The organism is Vibrio kanaloae (assembly GCF_024347535.1).
GTDB lineage: Bacteria > Pseudomonadota > Gammaproteobacteria > Enterobacterales > Vibrionaceae > Vibrio > Vibrio kanaloae.
Map to the genome: position 1 here is coordinate 1,116,641 of NZ_AP025498.1, position 16,515 is coordinate 1,133,155.

General features: G+C 43.1%; 15 protein-coding genes. 6 read left to right on the plus strand and 9 right to left on the minus strand.

All coding sequences use genetic code 11. From position 1 onward, the window contains the following. The first annotated feature begins 116 nt into the window (after positions 1-116). Complete coding sequence (gene mrdA, locus OCV24_RS19250; protein ID WP_150877181.1) at positions 117-2,015, plus strand: penicillin-binding protein 2; 1,899 nt, start codon at positions 117-119, stop codon at positions 2,013-2,015. Between the two features lie 81 nt (positions 2,016-2,096). Here mrdA and OCV24_RS19255 read toward each other — a convergent pair whose 3' ends face one another. After that, positions 2,097-2,735: a DNA-J related domain-containing protein gene (locus tag OCV24_RS19255; RefSeq protein ID WP_150877179.1), complete on the minus strand. Its 639-nt coding sequence runs from the start codon at positions 2,733-2,735 to the stop codon at positions 2,097-2,099. Positions 2,736-2,900: 165 nt separating this feature from the next. Further along, positions 2,901-3,740: an isopenicillin N synthase family dioxygenase gene (locus tag OCV24_RS19260; protein WP_017058308.1), complete on the minus strand. Its 840-nt coding sequence runs from the start codon at positions 3,738-3,740 to the stop codon at positions 2,901-2,903. 199 nt (positions 3,741-3,939) lie between these two features. Here OCV24_RS19260 and OCV24_RS19265 point away from each other — a divergent pair, with 199 nt between their 5' ends. Next, entirely contained in the window at positions 3,940-4,545 is a 606-nt protein-coding gene (locus OCV24_RS19265; protein WP_136980339.1) for a DUF2238 domain-containing protein, read from the plus strand. An 84-nt stretch (positions 4,546-4,629) separates the two neighbouring features. On the opposite strand, the gene OCV24_RS19270 is transcribed toward OCV24_RS19265, so the two are convergent. The 5 genes from OCV24_RS19270 to OCV24_RS19290 all read right to left on the minus strand — a co-directional run bounded on the left by OCV24_RS19270 (position 4,630) and on the right by OCV24_RS19290 (position 8,448). Beyond that, positions 4,630-4,881 (minus strand): hypothetical protein, encoded by a 252-nt coding sequence (locus tag OCV24_RS19270; RefSeq protein WP_017082269.1) that lies wholly within the window; start codon positions 4,879-4,881, stop codon positions 4,630-4,632. Between the two features lie 21 nt (positions 4,882-4,902). Next, positions 4,903-5,814, minus strand: coding sequence for a DMT family transporter (locus OCV24_RS19275; protein WP_150877177.1), 912 nt, complete (start codon positions 5,812-5,814; stop codon positions 4,903-4,905). Between the two features lie 30 nt (positions 5,815-5,844). Then, positions 5,845-7,536, minus strand: a complete 1,692-nt coding sequence (locus OCV24_RS19280) for an SgrR family transcriptional regulator (RefSeq protein WP_077681476.1) — start codon at positions 7,534-7,536, stop codon at positions 5,845-5,847. A gap of 163 nt (positions 7,537-7,699) precedes the next feature. Then, positions 7,700-7,933, minus strand: coding sequence for a DUF3389 domain-containing protein (locus OCV24_RS19285; RefSeq protein ID WP_004730938.1), 234 nt, complete (start codon positions 7,931-7,933; stop codon positions 7,700-7,702). 89 nt (positions 7,934-8,022) lie between these two features. Continuing rightward, positions 8,023-8,448: a hotdog fold thioesterase gene (locus OCV24_RS19290; protein ID WP_017058313.1), complete on the minus strand. Its 426-nt coding sequence runs from the start codon at positions 8,446-8,448 to the stop codon at positions 8,023-8,025. Between the two features lie 167 nt (positions 8,449-8,615). Between OCV24_RS19290 and OCV24_RS19295 the strand changes: the two genes are divergently transcribed. Continuing rightward, on the plus strand, positions 8,616-9,404 hold the full coding sequence (locus tag OCV24_RS19295) for a M48 family metallopeptidase (protein WP_046223599.1): 789 nt from the start codon (positions 8,616-8,618) through the stop codon (positions 9,402-9,404). Between the two features lie 84 nt (positions 9,405-9,488). On the opposite strand, the gene OCV24_RS19300 is transcribed toward OCV24_RS19295, so the two are convergent. Next, positions 9,489-10,571, minus strand: a complete 1,083-nt coding sequence (locus OCV24_RS19300; protein ID WP_150877175.1) for a site-2 protease family protein — start codon at positions 10,569-10,571, stop codon at positions 9,489-9,491. A 357-nt stretch (positions 10,572-10,928) separates the two neighbouring features. Here OCV24_RS19300 and OCV24_RS19305 point away from each other — a divergent pair, with 357 nt between their 5' ends. The 3 genes from OCV24_RS19305 to OCV24_RS19315 all read left to right on the plus strand — a co-directional run bounded on the left by OCV24_RS19305 (position 10,929) and on the right by OCV24_RS19315 (position 15,507). Further along, complete coding sequence (locus OCV24_RS19305; protein ID WP_150877173.1) at positions 10,929-12,182, plus strand: outer membrane protein transport protein; 1,254 nt, start codon at positions 10,929-10,931, stop codon at positions 12,180-12,182. Positions 12,183-12,200: 18 nt separating this feature from the next. Next, on the plus strand, positions 12,201-14,720 hold the full coding sequence (locus OCV24_RS19310) for a VolA/Pla-1 family phospholipase (protein WP_150877171.1): 2,520 nt from the start codon (positions 12,201-12,203) through the stop codon (positions 14,718-14,720). Positions 14,721-14,949: 229 nt separating this feature from the next. Then, complete coding sequence (locus tag OCV24_RS19315; RefSeq protein WP_017058318.1) at positions 14,950-15,507, plus strand: PhnA domain-containing protein; 558 nt, start codon at positions 14,950-14,952, stop codon at positions 15,505-15,507. A 93-nt stretch (positions 15,508-15,600) separates the two neighbouring features. On the opposite strand, the gene OCV24_RS19320 is transcribed toward OCV24_RS19315, so the two are convergent. Beyond that, positions 15,601-16,515: a LysR family transcriptional regulator gene (locus OCV24_RS19320; RefSeq protein WP_150877169.1), complete on the minus strand. Its 915-nt coding sequence runs from the start codon at positions 16,513-16,515 to the stop codon at positions 15,601-15,603.

Here is a 16,515-nt window from a genome sequence, read left to right on the forward strand (position 1 = left end):
TAACTAAGTTATCCCAGACAATCCAAATCATGACACAGCTTTTACAATGCCCTAGTGATATTCAGATAAAGTTCAGCCTTGGAAAGTGTAACTAAATGTAACAAGTCGAGATATTGATGAACCACAAAGGCGTAAGAATTCGTGACCATAAAAGCGAAATAAACTTGTTTCGAAACCGAGTTATCGTCGCATTTATTGGGATTTTTATTTTCACCTTCGTCTTAGTTGGAAACCTATATAGTCTCCAAGTAAAAAACTTCGAAAGCTACCAAACCCGAGCGGATGGTAACAGAATCAAAGTACTGCCTATCGCTCCTGCTCGTGGGCTGATATATGATCGCAATGGCGTGTTACTGGCGGAGAACCAACTCGTCTTTGATTTGACCATGATTCCAGAGCAAACTGATGACGTTGACTTAATGCTCGAAAAACTCCACAAATTCATCCCGCGTGACCCTGAACAGATTACTCGTTTCAAAAAACGTTATCACAACACACGTCGTTTTAAATCTGTGACTATATTGGAGAACCTAACTGAAAAAGAGATTGCAAAGTTCTCCGTTCATCAATATCAATTCCCCGGTCTATCTATCGATACCAGTTTGAAACGCTTTTATCCAAATGGTGAGGTTCTTACTCATATCTTAGGGTATGTGGCGCACATCAATGATAGCGATCTTAGAAAGTTGGGAGAACAAGGTATAGAAGCAAATTATCAAGCGACGACCGTCATCGGTAAGCTTGGCGTTGAGCGATATTACGAAGACATACTTCATGGCATCAAAGGTTATCAAGAGGTCGAAGTAAATAGCCGTGGGCGAATAGTCCGCACCATTGAGTACGTGCCGCCTGTTGCTGGCAAAGATATCGTGTTAAATATTGACCTTGAGCTGCAAAAATACGTCTTTGAACAACTTGATCACAGAACCGGAAGCGCGGTCATTCTCGACCCAAAAGACAACAGCGTATTGGCGATGGCATCTAGTCCTAGCTATGATCCTAATCTCTTTGTCGATGGTATTTCTAGTAAAGACTACCAAGCCTTATTAAACGATCCAGCCCGCCCACTGGTGAATAGAACAACCTTAGGCGTGTACCCGCCCGCTTCGACCGTCAAACCCTTTATGGCCGTTGCAGGCTTACAAGAACATGTCATTTCGGAAAACACAGTGCGTAACGACCATGGTATATGGCGAATTCCCGGTTCCAAAGCAAACTCGAAAGCTTGGCGAGACTGGAAACGTTGGGGACACGGGCCTGTTGATGTAACTCGAGCGATTGAAGAATCTGTAGATTCGTTCTTCTATCAAACGGCCTTTGATTTGGGCATCGACCGCATTTCTACTTGGATGAACCGTTTTGGTTTTGGTAAACCGACAGGCATCGATATCTATGAAGAAAGTAACGCCAATATGCCGACTCGTGATTGGAAGATGATGCGTTATCGCACGCCTTGGTACCAAGGTGATACTGTTCCTGTCGGTATTGGACAAGGTTATTGGACTTCTACTCCTCTGCAATTGGCTAAAGCGACCTCTGTTTTGGTTAATCATGGCAAGGTAATGCCTCCACATATTTTAAGAGCAACACTAGATCACGGTGAAGATTTTGATACGCAAACCCCCGTTGTGCCAAAACAGATGGAATCAATTGAAGAGGTACCCGATGAGATTTGGGACGTACCAATTAATGCAATGAGACTGGTAAACAATGGCAGTCGAGGCAGTGGTCGAAGAGCCTTCAAGGGCGCTGAGTATGTAAGCGGTGGTAAATCGGGTACGGCACAGGTTTTCGACTTGGCAAAGGATCAGGTCTATAACTCGAAGAAGCTAGCACGCCACCTACTCGACCACGCGCTTTATACCGCGTTTGCACCTTATGATAACCCTGAATATGTTGCGACAGTGGTTATCGAGCATGGTAACGGTGGCTCAAAAGTGGGTGCGCCATACATTCGTAAGGTACTCGATTACGCATTTGAGCATAAAAGTGGAGAAAGAAAAGATCACTCGTAGTGAAAACAAAGCCCCCATTGGTATCACTCACAATGGGGGGCTTTCTATTAGAGGTAACCCACGCAGGTAAGTGCTTTTCAATTATGAACTTCGTAGTACGTGCCATGCTTCACAGAGCGTCTGAAACTTGGAGGTATTGCCCTCATCTCTATCCGGATGCCAACGCAGTGCAAGGCGTCTCCATCGCTTTCGAATATCTTGTTGAGTCGCATCCAGTGGTAACTCGAATAAACTGAGCGCATTGCTTCTGTCCATATCCGTTTCGCTGCCACCGACAAACTTCTTGTAGCGCGTCCAAAACTCATTCAACAGTCGCTTTACTTCACCCTCATCAGCTTCATAGTTAAGCCAATTGACATAGTAATCACGCAGTGGGTCTTCAAGATCGATTGTATGAGTGCTGCCATGATAACGTCCGTTCATCAATTCAATGTCCATGGCTTGAACCTGAAGCCAGCTGTCAGGGTATAAGGTGTCTTGCAACTGATAGAGGGCATTCATGATTAAGAAGTTTTTTTTGAATAGATCTTTTTCAGGCACGGGATCTAAGACTGGCACCAAGCCGAGATCGTTGAGATGCGCCGCCAAGGTATGCACTTTCCATCCACTCGGTTGTTGCTTAAGCACCTCCAGAATAGGCCAAAGCAAAGGGTTCTCCATATGTGCCTGAAAAGTGGACCTAATACCTTGATGATTTGATGTAGCTGCTTTGTCAGACATAATTAAGTAAGCCTATTGACGTATATATTGAAGTAACTTGTTAATTGAAATCGATTCATGGTCACTTGTCGAGGTTCAAACAAATTAAATTCCACACAGTTAGACGTGTAAAAACCAAAAAAGCCAGCTTTACGCTGGCTCCTTACAATATACAATTAAGACGAATTAGATAACACCAAGTTCTCTTAATCGCTCCATTAGGTATTCGTTCGCCGTGTACTTTTCAGAGAGTACCACTTCTGGTTTCGGATGAAGGAAAAGTGGTAGAGAAATACGTGATTTCTCTTGACGCGCACCCGATGGGTTAATTACGCGATGAGTTGTCGATGGGAAGTAACCACCTGATGCTTCTTGAAGCATATCACCAATGTTGATGATCATGTTGCCGAAATCACATGGCACATCTAACCACTCATCATTCTGTGCTTTAACTTGTAGGCCAGGCTCGTTCGATGCAGGCAGGATAGTCAATAGGTTAATGTCTTCATGAGCAGCAGCACGGATTGCACCTGGTTCTTCATCACCTTGCATTGGTGGGTAGTGAAGTACGCGAAGCAAGGTCTGTTGACTACCATTGATCATTTCAGAAAGTGCGATTGAGAACTTCTCTTGTACTTCTTGTGGTGCGTGCGCTTCAACCCAGCCTAGAAGCTCTTGAGCAAATGCGTTTGCGCGTTGGTAGTAATCTAGAATCTGTTCTTTCAGCGGTTCAGGAACCTGACCCCACGGGTAGACATGAAAGTACTCTTTAATATCTTTTACAGTGTGTCCCTTTGCAACTTCCGACACTGAAGGGGGAAAATATCCATCTTGTGTTTCAACATTAAAGTGGAAGTTTTCTTTCTCTTCAGAAATGAAGAATTGGTACCAGTTTTCGTAAATTGACTCAACAAGCTCTTTTGGGATCGGGTGGTTTTTTAGTACGCCAAATCCAGTTTCACGTAGGGAGCGAACAAATTGTTCCGCTGCGTCGTCAGCAAGATAATCGACAGTTTCCAGTTTCATGGCTTTCTTTCTTGTTATGTAGTGATTCAGGGATTTTATGGTTCGCTTTGCTGTAAATCAAACTTTTGTGAAACTCTCGCAATCGTTTGTCTAGATACTGGGCTATAACGCTTATTTTCAACAGGTTTGGTAAATCAAACCCAATTGAACGGCGTTCATTATTATGTAACTATATCTAAAAATTCTACGAGAGATTGATATGACAACAACGCCTCTTGCTAAAAATATCCCCTTGCTGTCACTGACAGCTCTTTACCTTACTGTATTTCTATTCTCTGCTATTGAACCTTTTTCAAGAGCGGTATGGATTGCAGAAATCACCCCCGCCCTTGGTATTCTTGCCGGTATATGGTGGCTTTCTACCAAGCTCACCTTTTCAAAGACGGCTTACGTTCTAATGTTTATTTGGCTAGCTCTACACACAATTGGTGCCAAATACACCTTCGCAGAAGTGCCCTTTGATTGGTTTAACAACATGATAGGCTCTGATCGCAATAATTTTGATCGAGTCGCTCATTTTGCTATTGGTCTTTATGCTTACCCGCTCGCTGAATATTTGATTCGTAAGAAACTAGCTCAACCTGTGTTGGCGTGTTTCTTTGCTCTGTTTGCCATCATGAGTGTTGCAGCAGGTTATGAGATTATTGAGTGGTGGTACGCGGAAATTGCAGGTGGCGATGAAGGTATCGCATTCCTTGGGTCACAAGGTGATATTTGGGATGCTCAGAAAGACATGCTTTGCGATACAACTGGAGCAATAGTCTCGTTGGTACTTCTCAAGCTTCAAGAGCGAGTTAGAGCTTAGTAGTTCGTGGATAGCTCTCTCAACTTCTTGCTTATAAGTTATTTAAATGCCACACACAAACTGTGTCGTGGCATTTGTTCTTTTCTACTTCATAGTCACCTTGCCACCCACAAACTTGTAGGCTGGCGTACCTCGAACCAAGGTATCTCGCGCAAATTCAATCCCGCATTCAGGGCATACACATGGCTCTTTAGTGAAATCTTCAACAATACGTTCCTTAAAACACTTCACGAGTGCACCTTTGCCACCTTTCCGATACTTAAAAAGTTGCGTTTTGCATTTCGCACAGAAAATCTGAACCGTTTTGGTCGGTTGTTTCTTGTTTGGTTTAGCCATAGAAGTTAATGATTGAACTCTTTATTTCTTAAGTTTAGGTGCGACAAGTACCAAGCTTATCCCAAGTAGAATGACGGTCGAAGAGATAACAAATTGCATAGTGACCGGCTCGGACAAGAGTAAGACTCCACCAAGTGTTGCGATAACAGGAACAGAGAGTTGCGCGATGGATGCAACAACGGTGTTTAGTTTCTTCACAACGTAATACCACAAGCTATAACCCACGCCAGAGGCCACGGCTCCCGACAATACTGCGTAAATCAAACCTTGTTTGGTTATGGATATTTGTTCCGTGACGCTCGGAATGAAGGCTAGGAGACTTAACAATGCAAGAATGACTAATGAACCAAAACCAAAATTGGCCGTAGTCGATTGAAGTGCGTTTGTCGATTTCTTGCCTGCCAGTGTGTAAATGCCCCACCCAACCCCAGCTAAAGCCATTAATATTATGGAGATTAGATCCGATGAGCCTGTCGACTCTGTCGGCATTAATAAGTAAATGAGCCCCATAACAGACAATAAACACCCAACCCACTCAAGCGATGACATTCTGTTACCAGCTAACAGGTGTGCAGCAATCATTGTGAATTGCACCGCGACAAACAATACCAAAGCACCAAGCCCTGCTCCTAGCGTTAAGTAAGCAAACGAGAAGCCGAACATATAAACCAGTAGAGTCAATATCGCGGTTAGATCAAACTGAGTGCGAACCTTGGTATAGATCGATGTGTTACTGTCTGATGCTTTAATTTGTTTGCGCTTAGCGTTTGAAGATAAGGTTAATAAAATCAACAAAGTGAGTGCTCCCGATAACATACGCACGATCGAAAAACTCAAAGGATCAATCGTTTGATCCATTAAGGCCCAACGACACAATACTGAATTGGCCGCAAATGCCACCAGCGTAATGAATGTGATAATCACGGTTTGCATTGAGTTGTCCTAATCGAGTTATCTCGGGGCTCAGTCAACTTCAGGTTTTACCCAAACTTGGCTAAAGTCGAACCACCCTAATGCATTACACTTAGCGTTTTGCAGTGTACCACATTGGTCTTTGTTTACGCCTAACCAACAGTGGAACATCGGTATCAATTGATTACTTTGTACGAGTTGTTTACCAAGTTGTCTTGCTGGAAATTGTTCAAACTCACCGGATCGCCAACGATCAATCATATGGCACCACTGATCAAAGTCTTCCGCAGGGCTCGATTCATCCAGAAAGCTGTAGTCCATCAACCAGCAGGCCAACGCGTCATCTCGGTTGTTGGCAATACCCATTGGGTTAATCCAGATATCAACATTGTCGGCATGTGGAGGATCGGTTTCGTAACCGAAAAGTTCAACATCAACATTGTATTGCTTCAATACAGTGACAATGGCTCTAGCAAGTGTTGGGAACATTGGGTGTTGGCATTGATACGCCAATTTTATGCTTGGCTTAACACTTGCTGGTGGACAAACAGGTACCTTTAACTTGATGTCATACCAACCGGGTTTGATCCCGTAAGCATGTAACACACCCAAGTCTATAACTGTCTCTTTTGGAATATGGACAAACAAGTCAGAGGCATTCAACGCGTTCGACAGAAACTCTGCCCATGCTGGATCTTGTGCAATGCCCTTTTTTCTATTCAACAGCAAATACGTACAGCCCGGATCAAGTTCTACTTCATCGCTATCACCACGATCAGCCATTATTGGTTTAGAAAGGCTTGGGTAAACCATCGACGAATAGGCTTCATCAACAACCCAAACTTCCACCCGATCGATCAACGGCCTAAAACCAAAGTATCCATTGAAAGCCGTTAGAACGAGTTGTTTTTCGTCATTCTTTTCAATGCGATACGGGCCAGTACCAATTGGACGAATATCGTAATCTTCACCACGTAAAATCATCGGCAGAGTCACTTTTGCGACTGATTCGGTGAGCGCGAGGGGGAAATATTTATCTGGACGCGTTAGAAAGACATCAACCACACAATTTGCAGGTGATGAGACATCTTTAATATGAGAGAACATATTGAGCGGTTCGAGTAAAAGCAGCGTGTCCACGACGTGACTCGTCAATAGCGGTTCGCCATTATGAAAACGGACGCCCGGCCGCAAGAAGAATCGCCATTGATTGTCGTTAATCTTTTGCCATGAATGCGCGAGATCAGGCTGTAGCTGATCGTTCTCATCTAAGCGAGTTAACCCACTGAATACCTGACAAGCGATGTGTTGCTCAGAACGTCGCATCGATTTGGTTGGATTGAGCATGGAGAGCGGACGGTAGTAAGGTAAACGAATAACTTGTTCACCTTCTTGGTACTGAACGCCCAGGTAATTTTGAATAACTTGAGTAAGCTTTGCGGCATTGTGGTCAAGTACCGATAGCGCTTGCCCGATTTTACCTTCTTCTAAGTAGCGGCGTGCTAAGTTTTCACTAACATCGCACCGATTTTGCTTAAAGATAAGTTGAGACAATTTACCGCGACCCGCTGCAGGTAACCACTCTACCCAACCTTCTTCTTCAAGCTTGTTCAGTACCATTCTGGCATTACGACGCGTACAACAGAGCACATCTGTTATGTCGTCGAGCTGAACATCAGAATCTTTACCATCGAAGTATTCAAACAGAGTTTCAAATTGAACGCGAAGTCTTGGGCTGCTCATAAAGAGGAAAACTTATTCAAAGGATATTGAATTCAGTTTCCCTATTTTATGAGCCAAAATCAATCGGACTTATGCTATTTTACGGAGATATTGCGAATATGGTTTAGTTTAGTGGCCTTTATAGAGAGGAAAAAGCGGAAATAAACGCAGTTATAACCAGTAATTACATCACATCGCAGCCGATTTCATTGGCGATGTCACGAAGCTGTTGTTCGTTGTCTAATTTTATTGACCATTTGCACTCAGAGCCATTAGCCGAAATCACGTTTGCCCCTTTTCCGATCAGCTGAATTGCATCAACTTGAGCTTGCAATGTGACTCGATGCTCTCCATCCAAACGAACAACCAACTCATGCGCCGTTGCGATGACTTTTCCACTTTTAAACGTTATGACCATGGATTTCTCTAACTAAAATAAACAGTGTGTAAATGAGGTTTAATCAGGTGTGGTTAGGATGATTACTATGCCTCACCTTGCTCGCAGAACTAACGTTTATGCTTTTTCACTGCGATGGTCAAACGGCTTGTGCAAACCAAGCGTTGACGTTCATCAGTGATGTTTATCTGCCATACTTGAGTAGATACGCCCAAGTGAATAGGCTCGGCAGTGCCGATAACGTGCCCTTCGCGCATTGATCTTACATGGTTAGCGTTGATGTCTAGCCCTACGCAATAGTAACCATCGGGTACGCAGAAGTTTGCTGCTAGTGACCCCAGCGTTTCGGCTAAAACTACCGATGCGCCGCCATGAAGCATACCGAGTGGTTGGTGGGTGAAATGACAAACCGGCATGGTTGCCACCAAGGAGTTATCGTTAACCTCAGTGTAAACAATGTTGAGGTGCTCAATTAAGGTATTTTTTGAGGTCGCGTTGAAGATCTCTAGATCAACGGGCTTTTTCCAAATACTCATGTGGGTTCCTTAATTATTACTTTGTTAGTGCGTGAGCCTCTTTGATTAACACTAATGGTGTTCTAGCGATAATAATGGTCTTAAAGACAATAGTTATCTTACAGCTATTAGTTATTACGCAAGTTGATGTTAACATGCATAAAAACCGAATACACAGAGGATATTGTATGACGTCATGGACGAAGTTTGCCTCGCTTTTCACTCTTGCAGGCCTAACTGCGTGTAGCGCTTCCCCGACAGGAAGAAACCAACTACTTCTTTTTTCAGATAAAGATATGTCTCAGCTTGGAGCACAGTCTTTTGAACAAATGAAAAAAGAACAACCCATCAGCAAAGATGCCAAAACTAACGCTTATGTACAGTGCGTAGCGAACAGCATCACTCAATATATTCCTAAACAAGGTTTTAGTGAATGGGAAGTTGTTGTGTTTGATAGCGACCAAGTGAATGCCTTTGCCCTACCTGGCGGAAAAATTGGCGTATACACGGGTTTGCTTAATGTTGCGATAAACCAAGACCAACTGGCAACGGTTATCGGACACGAAGTTGCACACGTTTTGGCGGACCACAGTAATGAGCGTTTATCTCAGTCTCAAATCGCTAATACTGGTTTATCAATTACCAGTGTTGCGTTAGGAGCGTCAGAATACAAACAGTACCAAGGAATGACAATGGCAGCCCTTGGTTTAGGTGTTCAATACGGGGTTATTCTACCGTATGGCCGAACTCAGGAATCAGAAGCCGATGTTGTTGGTTTAGAATATATGGCTCAAGCAGGGTTCGATCCTAAACAGAGCGTCGACTTGTGGCAAAACATGGCGAAAGCATCAGGTGGTAGCCAACCGCCAGAATTGCTGTCTACGCACCCTTCCCACAGTACGCGCATCAAAGATCTACAAGCGACGATAAAAACGTTACCTCAATCGGGTTCACCAAGACCAAATTGCAAAGCGTAATCTAACATTTGTTTAGACGCTAAACTTCGAATACAAAAATGCCCTATCCATATTGGTTAGGGCATTTTTTGTTTTTGATTCTTGTTAAGTACCAAGAATTTGCAATGGTAGGCTTAATAGCTGATCACCTGTCGATGCAAAATACCAGATAACACCGATCAAACTGCTCACTAAACCCACATACCAAACGAACGACACGACTTGACCGTATTTGTCTAACGGCAACAAGTGACTGTGGTGACGCCCTTTCCATTCGAATAGTATTTCCACACTGCCCATAATCAATAAGAAGCCAAACAGGGTCAAATTCAACTTATAACTCAGTACCACGCCAGCAATAGCGGCTGCAACACACAGGACAATACCAAGCACACTGTTCATCGAAAAACTGATACTTTTTAGTACATGTCCGCCATCGAGAGGCAAAATAGGTAATAGATTAAACAAGTTTAATAAAGCGTTAAATACCGCAAGCCCAGCGAAGAACATTTCGCCAGTCGCCCAGTACAACACCATAAATATCAATGACAATATCAAGCCAAACAATGGTCCCATGATCGAGATAACCACATCTTGCCAGCGCGTATTGATCTTTTCGTCGGATAACGCCAAGCCACCAAGGAACGGTATCAAATAAATGCCCTTGGTCTTCATTCCAAAGTATTTCATTGCTCTGATGTGGCCATATTCATGGAACATTAAACAAGCAATCAAGGCTAAAGCGAACTGAATTGAAAATAGCCACGAATAAGCGGCTAAACTCGCAGAGGCAAGCACCACCTTGATTAACTTGGCACTCTTGAGGGCTTTCATTCCCAGCGACACCAACCCGATTAAGCTAAAACGCTTCTCTGGTTTTGGTGAGACAACCGGGGTTTGTTGCTCGATATCTTTGGTGTTTCTATTGCCTTCGGTAACGGTTTGGCCATTCACGGTCGCTTTATAGGTCATCTCAAACGGTTGCCACTGAACGGTCGCCTCAACGTGACACTGCAACGTTTCTTCACCTGCGCGCAGAGTAAATGCATGGGTTCGAGCATCATCTTGATCTGTGGTTGCGTCTAATTGGGACACCAAAGTGTTGTCCCAATACAACTGTTGCCACCCTGCCATTGACCCTTCTAAACGAAGTGGTTTACCAAGAAACTCTATCGCGAGTAATTCCAAACTAAAATTCCAATTTAATGACTTTCTAAATAAAAGAGCATTATGCCGATTTAGCGATTAGCGGTAAACACAAACAAAGTTGTTACATATTGAGCTATTGAGCACTATTCGTACCGCAACGATGTATAAATACTCTGGTCACACCTCCAACCATTAATAAACTATTGATTATATATATATTATCGATGTTAAAGTGCCGCCCCTTTAAAACATAACCTCACAAAATCACAACTATTTCTTTGACTTTATATTAAACATGATTTTAACATGCCATTTACATTAGAGCTTCAACACCAACAATGCTCAGTGTGTTTTCAAACCATAATAACGAAATTCGATGCCCTAGGAGGGTCAAGGATGAAAACAATACAACGCTCTCTCGTTTCGCTTTCTGTGCTATTTGCATGCAATTCACTTGCGGCTGGTTTCCAAGTTGCTGAGCATTCTGCATCTGGTCTTGGCCGTGCCTTTTCAGGTGAAGGTGCCGTAGCTGATAACGCGAGTGTACTAGCGAGAAACCCCGCCGCAATGACCCTATTTGATACAGCCCAATTTTCAGGCGCGGTTTCTATCGTTGATCCCGAGGTTAACGTCACTCAAACCAAAATTAATGATAGCGATTTCAATCAGAAGTCTTCTGACGTAGCCCCTTTGCAAATAGTCCCAGCCGCTTACTACATCAGTCCAATCAATGAAAAGTGGGCATGGGGGATTGGCATGTTCACTACATATGGCGTTGCTACTGATTATCCCGACGATATTTATGCAGGTGATTTAGCCGGTGACACATCTTTGGTGTCCGTAAACCTAAATCCAAACATTGCTTACAGAGTAAATGAAAGCTTAAGCCTCGGTGCTGGTATCAATCTGGTATATGCGGAAGCCGAATTAAATAGACACAAAGGCAGTCTGCCTGTTGGCGGAGCGCCAAGTGACAAACTGATATCAATGACTGGTGAAACGTTCGCTTTTGGCTGGAATGTCGGTGCGCTGTATGAACTGAATGAAAATAACCGTTTTGGTTTTGGCTATCGCTCATCTGTCGAACTTGATTTTGATGACGGAGAGTTCACTGACTACACAGGTTTAAAAATGGAAAACGGCGCTCCTGGTAAAACCACAGGCCGTCTTGAAATTGAACTACCCGATATCTTTGAACTATCGGCTTTTCATCAACTTAGCGATGCTTGGGCAATACACTATGGTTGGCAATTAACCAAATGGAGTAAGTTCAAAGAATTAAAAGCAACGAGTTCAGATTGTAAAAATAATGAGTGTTTCTTAAAAACCGAGCATTACGAAGACAACCAAAGATGGTCTGTAGGTGCTACTTACATGGTTAGCCAAAACTGGACTTTACGTGCAGGTTTGGCATATGACGAACAAGCTGGTGAAGCCACATTAAGTATCCCAGACAGCGATCGTATGTGGTACTCAGCAGGGCTCACCTACTCTGTTTCAGAGAATATGACTGTCGATGCAGCATTTGCGCTCGTACAAAGTGAAAGCGGTTCGTTTACCGAAACTGATGCGGCGGGACAAAAGCTTACATTTGATGCTGAAGGCGTTGCTTACCTTTCAGCGATACAACTTAACTACACCTTCAACTAACCGTACGGGAATAACTACATGAACAACAAATTTTCTTTATCTCTCGTATGCTCAGCATTACTACTTTCTGGCTGTGGGGACAATAGTGAAAGCTCTGGTGATTCAACAGCGGCACCTTATTCAGATGCAATCAACCAATCATTAGCTAGAAGTTCAAAAATTAGCTTCACTCTTCTAGGTAATGAAGCGGATGTACCTCTTCCTTCGTTTTTCTTGTTTGATACCAACGATCACACTTTAAATATCCCGTTAGATGCAAATTCAACGGGACTGTTGAATGACCCAAAAGTAGCCATGAGTGAAGCTGATGGTTGGAGTACTATCATGCCATTCACTATCAATGTGAATCTTCCAAGTGATAGGACGCTGAAGAATGATGTGGTGATGAACGGGACGACACCGTTTAGTGCGCACCTCAATGCCGGGGTAAAAGTTGCTAAGGTGGATGTTGACCTGAGTACTGGTGTCATGTCTAACTTTACTGCGCTAACTGCTGGCGTTGACTACTTAGTGGCATCTAGCGATTTTAAGACCATACAAGTTTTACCTCGTAAAGGTTTAGATCCTAGCTCTGACTACATCTACGCATTAACTGACTCAATTGTTGATAGTGCAGATGAGCCACTTGGAACATCAAGCTCTTACGCGTCTTTAAAAACGACAGATATAGACCAAGCAGGCTCGCTCGATTTACCACAAAAAATCATCCATCAAGTTGAAGCGTTGTTCGCTGGCTATGGTGAAGTGTCAAGTTCAGATGAGATCATCTACTCATCTTGGTTTACTACGGCATCGGCAGGTAACGTAATGAACGGTGCTAAAGCAGCGATTGCTCAAACAATCAGCCCAGCCGTTTCCCCCTCGGACATATGGAAGAACCTAGCGAATCCAAACAATATTTCGACGACTGATTTAGACAGCTTATATACATTTAATGTATCAAGCACGGTAGAAGATCTTGCTACAGCAGTTCAAAACGATGATGTTTTTAAATCAGCATTTGGACAGACAGCAGCAGACCAACTTACTGCGGCTTACAATACAAACTTTTCTAATGCTGCAATAGCTTCGATTCAGGTATATCGCGGGACGATTGAACTACCGTATTTTCTGTCCGATTCACTAACAGATGATGAATGGAAAACAATGCCTTGGCGCAGCGCAATGCCAAGTGTTCTAACGATACTAAACGTCCTAAGTTCAGGTAGTAACGAAGATAGAACAGCGATCGCGACACAACTTGCTAGCTTAGGTATCACAGAACCTGCGACACAACTTTACCTTGCAGAATATCAACAACTACTTATTGGCGAAAAGTTAACTCTCGCAGATGGAGAACAGTTAGACAGTGCGCGTATCATGACCAAATACAGTGCTGTACCTCAAATTCGCGCAGTGAAATCAGTGCCATTCGTAATGTTTGTACCAGAAGGTGGAGCAATTGGTAGTGACTTACCTATTCTTCAATACCAGCACGGAATTACAAGTGTAAAGGAAAGTGCTTTCGCATACGCTATGCAACACATTGGTGGCGCAATGAATGGTGCAGCTCCATTTAAGCCTTATGCTATCATCGCAATTGACCAACCACTTCACGGACAACGCGCACTAAGTGCGGATGTCGTGACGACACCAACGACACCTACTGTATACATGAATCTTGAATACTTGCCTGTAGCTCGAGACAATATTCGCCAAAGTGCAATTGATGGGCTTGGAGTTCGCTTTGCTTTAAATTCAGCTACAGATACTGCATTCAGTAACCTAGATAAAACCAATGTATCTCTATTTGGGCATTCTATTGGGGCTATTACAGGAATTAGCTCTTACACGGTTGGTAATACTGTGTTGAACCCTGCTATTGACTCTATGTTTAGTTATACAAGTGCAACCCTTGCTAACCCGGGTGGTGGCATTGCTCCTTTCTTGCTTAATTCAGGTTCTTTCTCTCCTGAGATCAAGCATACCGTTAGCCTATCTAGTGTAACCGAGTACCAAGCGCACTATTCAAGTAACTGTGCTCCAGTAAGTAAGTCAGGTGGCCTTTGCTTTACTGAGTATTACACGACCTTAAGTAGTGATAGTGCGTCTAGTTCAGATAAAGCAATTAAAGCGACAATTGATTCAACCCTTACTTCATTCATGTATGCTGCGCAAACAGTTCTAGATAACGTTGACCCATATAATATTGCATCTACAACTACCGGACCTGTACTTGGTATTCAAGCAGATGGTGATGGAACAATACCAAACTCTGTTGCTGAGATTCCAACCGCCGGAACTGAACCACTGTTTAAGAAATTATCCTTGGTTAATACTGCACTCGATGCTTCGGGGACGAGAGTTGCTTCTTACTTTGACGCAAACTCTTCAGCAGGGCATTCAACTGTAATTTCACCGAGCACTACTGGTGCAGATGTTGCTGCAAATACAGAAATGACCTCTCAAATCGTCCAGTTTACTCTTACTCAAGGTAACGCCACTGGAACGTTAGCGGTAGATAATACTCTACTTGACGCTTCTAAAAATGTTCAGTAGACGTTTCTAGAGATAAACTACCCTCTAAATGCCAGCCTAACCGCTGGCATTTTTGTATCTATCGACATCCCATCGCCCCTAGTTAACCGTTTGCATAGAACCTTAAAACACAAATGGTTGATCTCAGCTAAAATTAATCAAGACAGAATACCGTACGACCTCTTTCTTTATTGTGAATAAAGTGGATAATAGCCTCCGTAATTTAACACCTAATAAATGTGAGTCCATTATGTCTTCTGAAGCTACGATGCTAGAACGCTGCCAATCTAAATGTGAACTATGTGGTTCTGATTCTTCTCTTACTGCATACGCAGTACCGCCACACAGCCACGTAACAGTGGATCACGGCATCATGGTATGTGACAAATGTCTTGGTGAGATCGACGATCCTAAAGACATCAACCACTGGCGTTGCCTAAATGACAGCATGTGGAGCCAGGAAGCGCCAGTTCAAGTAATGGCGTGGCGTCAACTTACTCGTCTGAACTCTGAAAGCTGGGCTCAAGACGCGCTAGATATGATGTACCTTGAAGAAGAAACATCAGTTTGGGCACAAATCGGTATGTCTGCTGATGACAAGCCTCTTGACGTGAACGGCGTTGAACTTAAGAAAGGTGACGACGTAACAGTAATCAAAGACCTGCCAATCAAAGGTACTAACCAAGTTATTAAGCAAGGTACTGTTATCCGTGGTATCAGCGTTGGTGACGATCCTAAGCTTGTTTCTGGTAAAACAAACGGCGGTCAATCAATGTACGTAATCGCTGAGTTCTGCCGTAAGAAGTAATCTTACTACAAGAAAGTGATAGAAAACGAAAAGGCGCTAATGAGCGCCTTTTTTACATTCTAAATTGCTAACAAATTAAAGCAGTTAACATTCTTACCCATTAAAGCTATCAATAAGGTGCTCTCGATAGCGTTTGATAACTGACACCAAAGAGCCTTTTATGTCGCAGATCTGTTTTGAATGCGGACACCATAAGGCAAAACCAAACTTGAACCCTTCCACCATCTGCGCAGAATAAATCGGCTCGATTGAGTGTTTCGAAAATTCAGAATCAGTAAAAAATGCCTTAGGAAGTAGTGCCCATCCTAGACCCTCTTCAAGCATTTTAATAACTAACGCGAGCTGATCAATTTCTTCGTAGTCAGAGCTCACGATAACCTTTTCAGACAGCCCTTCATCAATTAGAGATTTTAATACGAACTGTTTAGAATTCCTGAGTGCCACTAAGACCTCATCTCTGTTTACATTAGAGAGCTCTCCGCCTCTTTGCCCGAATGGGTAAAACTCAAAGTGCCCTAGGAATGTAGAATCTAGACTATGCATTGCCCTACTATGGTGAACATTCACAAGTCCAAAGTGATATTCTCCACTTTGTATCCCTTCCTTAATTTCGTTCTTATTCTTAACCAAAAAATTTACTCGCATCATCGGAAAGTCGAGTTTTAACTGCTTACGAATATCAACGAGTATGCGTTGTGGAATGACACTCGAGTAAGCAATAGTAATGTTCTCCAATCCACCATAAGACAGGCTTAACGCAACCTTATCAAAAGTCCTCGCTTGCTCAATCGTCTGTTTTGCATAGTGGTAGAGCAGATGCCCATCGTCGGTTGGCTCAACAGAGCGACCCACTCTTTTAAAAAGAGTGACGGCGAGGTGATCTTCCAAGTTAGTAATAACTTGTCCAATCGTTGTTCGGTGCTTATTAAGCTTTACTGCTGCTTTACTAAATGACAATTGCTCATAAACGGTCACAAACGCGAGAAGTTGTTCAATACTAAAATTCAT

Coding starts and splice junctions, on each gene's coding strand:
- OCV24_RS19295 (WP_046223599.1), top strand. CDS start 8,616: ATGACGTCATGGACGAAGTTTGCCTCGCTTTTCACTCTTGCAGGCCTA.
- OCV24_RS19285 (WP_004730938.1), bottom strand. CDS start 7,933: ATGGTCATAACGTTTAAAAGTGGAAAAGTCATCGCAACGGCGCATGAG.
- OCV24_RS19280 (WP_077681476.1), bottom strand. CDS start 7,536: ATGAGCAGCCCAAGACTTCGCGTTCAATTTGAAACTCTGTTTGAATAC.
- OCV24_RS19315 (WP_017058318.1), top strand. CDS start 14,950: ATGTCTTCTGAAGCTACGATGCTAGAACGCTGCCAATCTAAATGTGAA.
- OCV24_RS19290 (WP_017058313.1), bottom strand. CDS start 8,448: ATGAGTATTTGGAAAAAGCCCGTTGATCTAGAGATCTTCAACGCGACC.
- OCV24_RS19320 (WP_150877169.1), bottom strand. CDS start 16,515: ATGAATTTTAGTATTGAACAACTTCTCGCGTTTGTGACCGTTTATGAG.
- OCV24_RS19270 (WP_017082269.1), bottom strand. CDS start 4,881: ATGGCTAAACCAAACAAGAAACAACCGACCAAAACGGTTCAGATTTTC.
- mrdA (WP_150877181.1), top strand. CDS start 117: ATGAACCACAAAGGCGTAAGAATTCGTGACCATAAAAGCGAAATAAAC.
- OCV24_RS19255 (WP_150877179.1), bottom strand. CDS start 2,735: ATGTCTGACAAAGCAGCTACATCAAATCATCAAGGTATTAGGTCCACT.
- OCV24_RS19275 (WP_150877177.1), bottom strand. CDS start 5,814: ATGCAAACCGTGATTATCACATTCATTACGCTGGTGGCATTTGCGGCC.
- OCV24_RS19310 (WP_150877171.1), top strand. CDS start 12,201: ATGAACAACAAATTTTCTTTATCTCTCGTATGCTCAGCATTACTACTT.
- OCV24_RS19305 (WP_150877173.1), top strand. CDS start 10,929: ATGAAAACAATACAACGCTCTCTCGTTTCGCTTTCTGTGCTATTTGCA.
- OCV24_RS19265 (WP_136980339.1), top strand. CDS start 3,940: ATGACAACAACGCCTCTTGCTAAAAATATCCCCTTGCTGTCACTGACA.
- OCV24_RS19260 (WP_017058308.1), bottom strand. CDS start 3,740: ATGAAACTGGAAACTGTCGATTATCTTGCTGACGACGCAGCGGAACAA.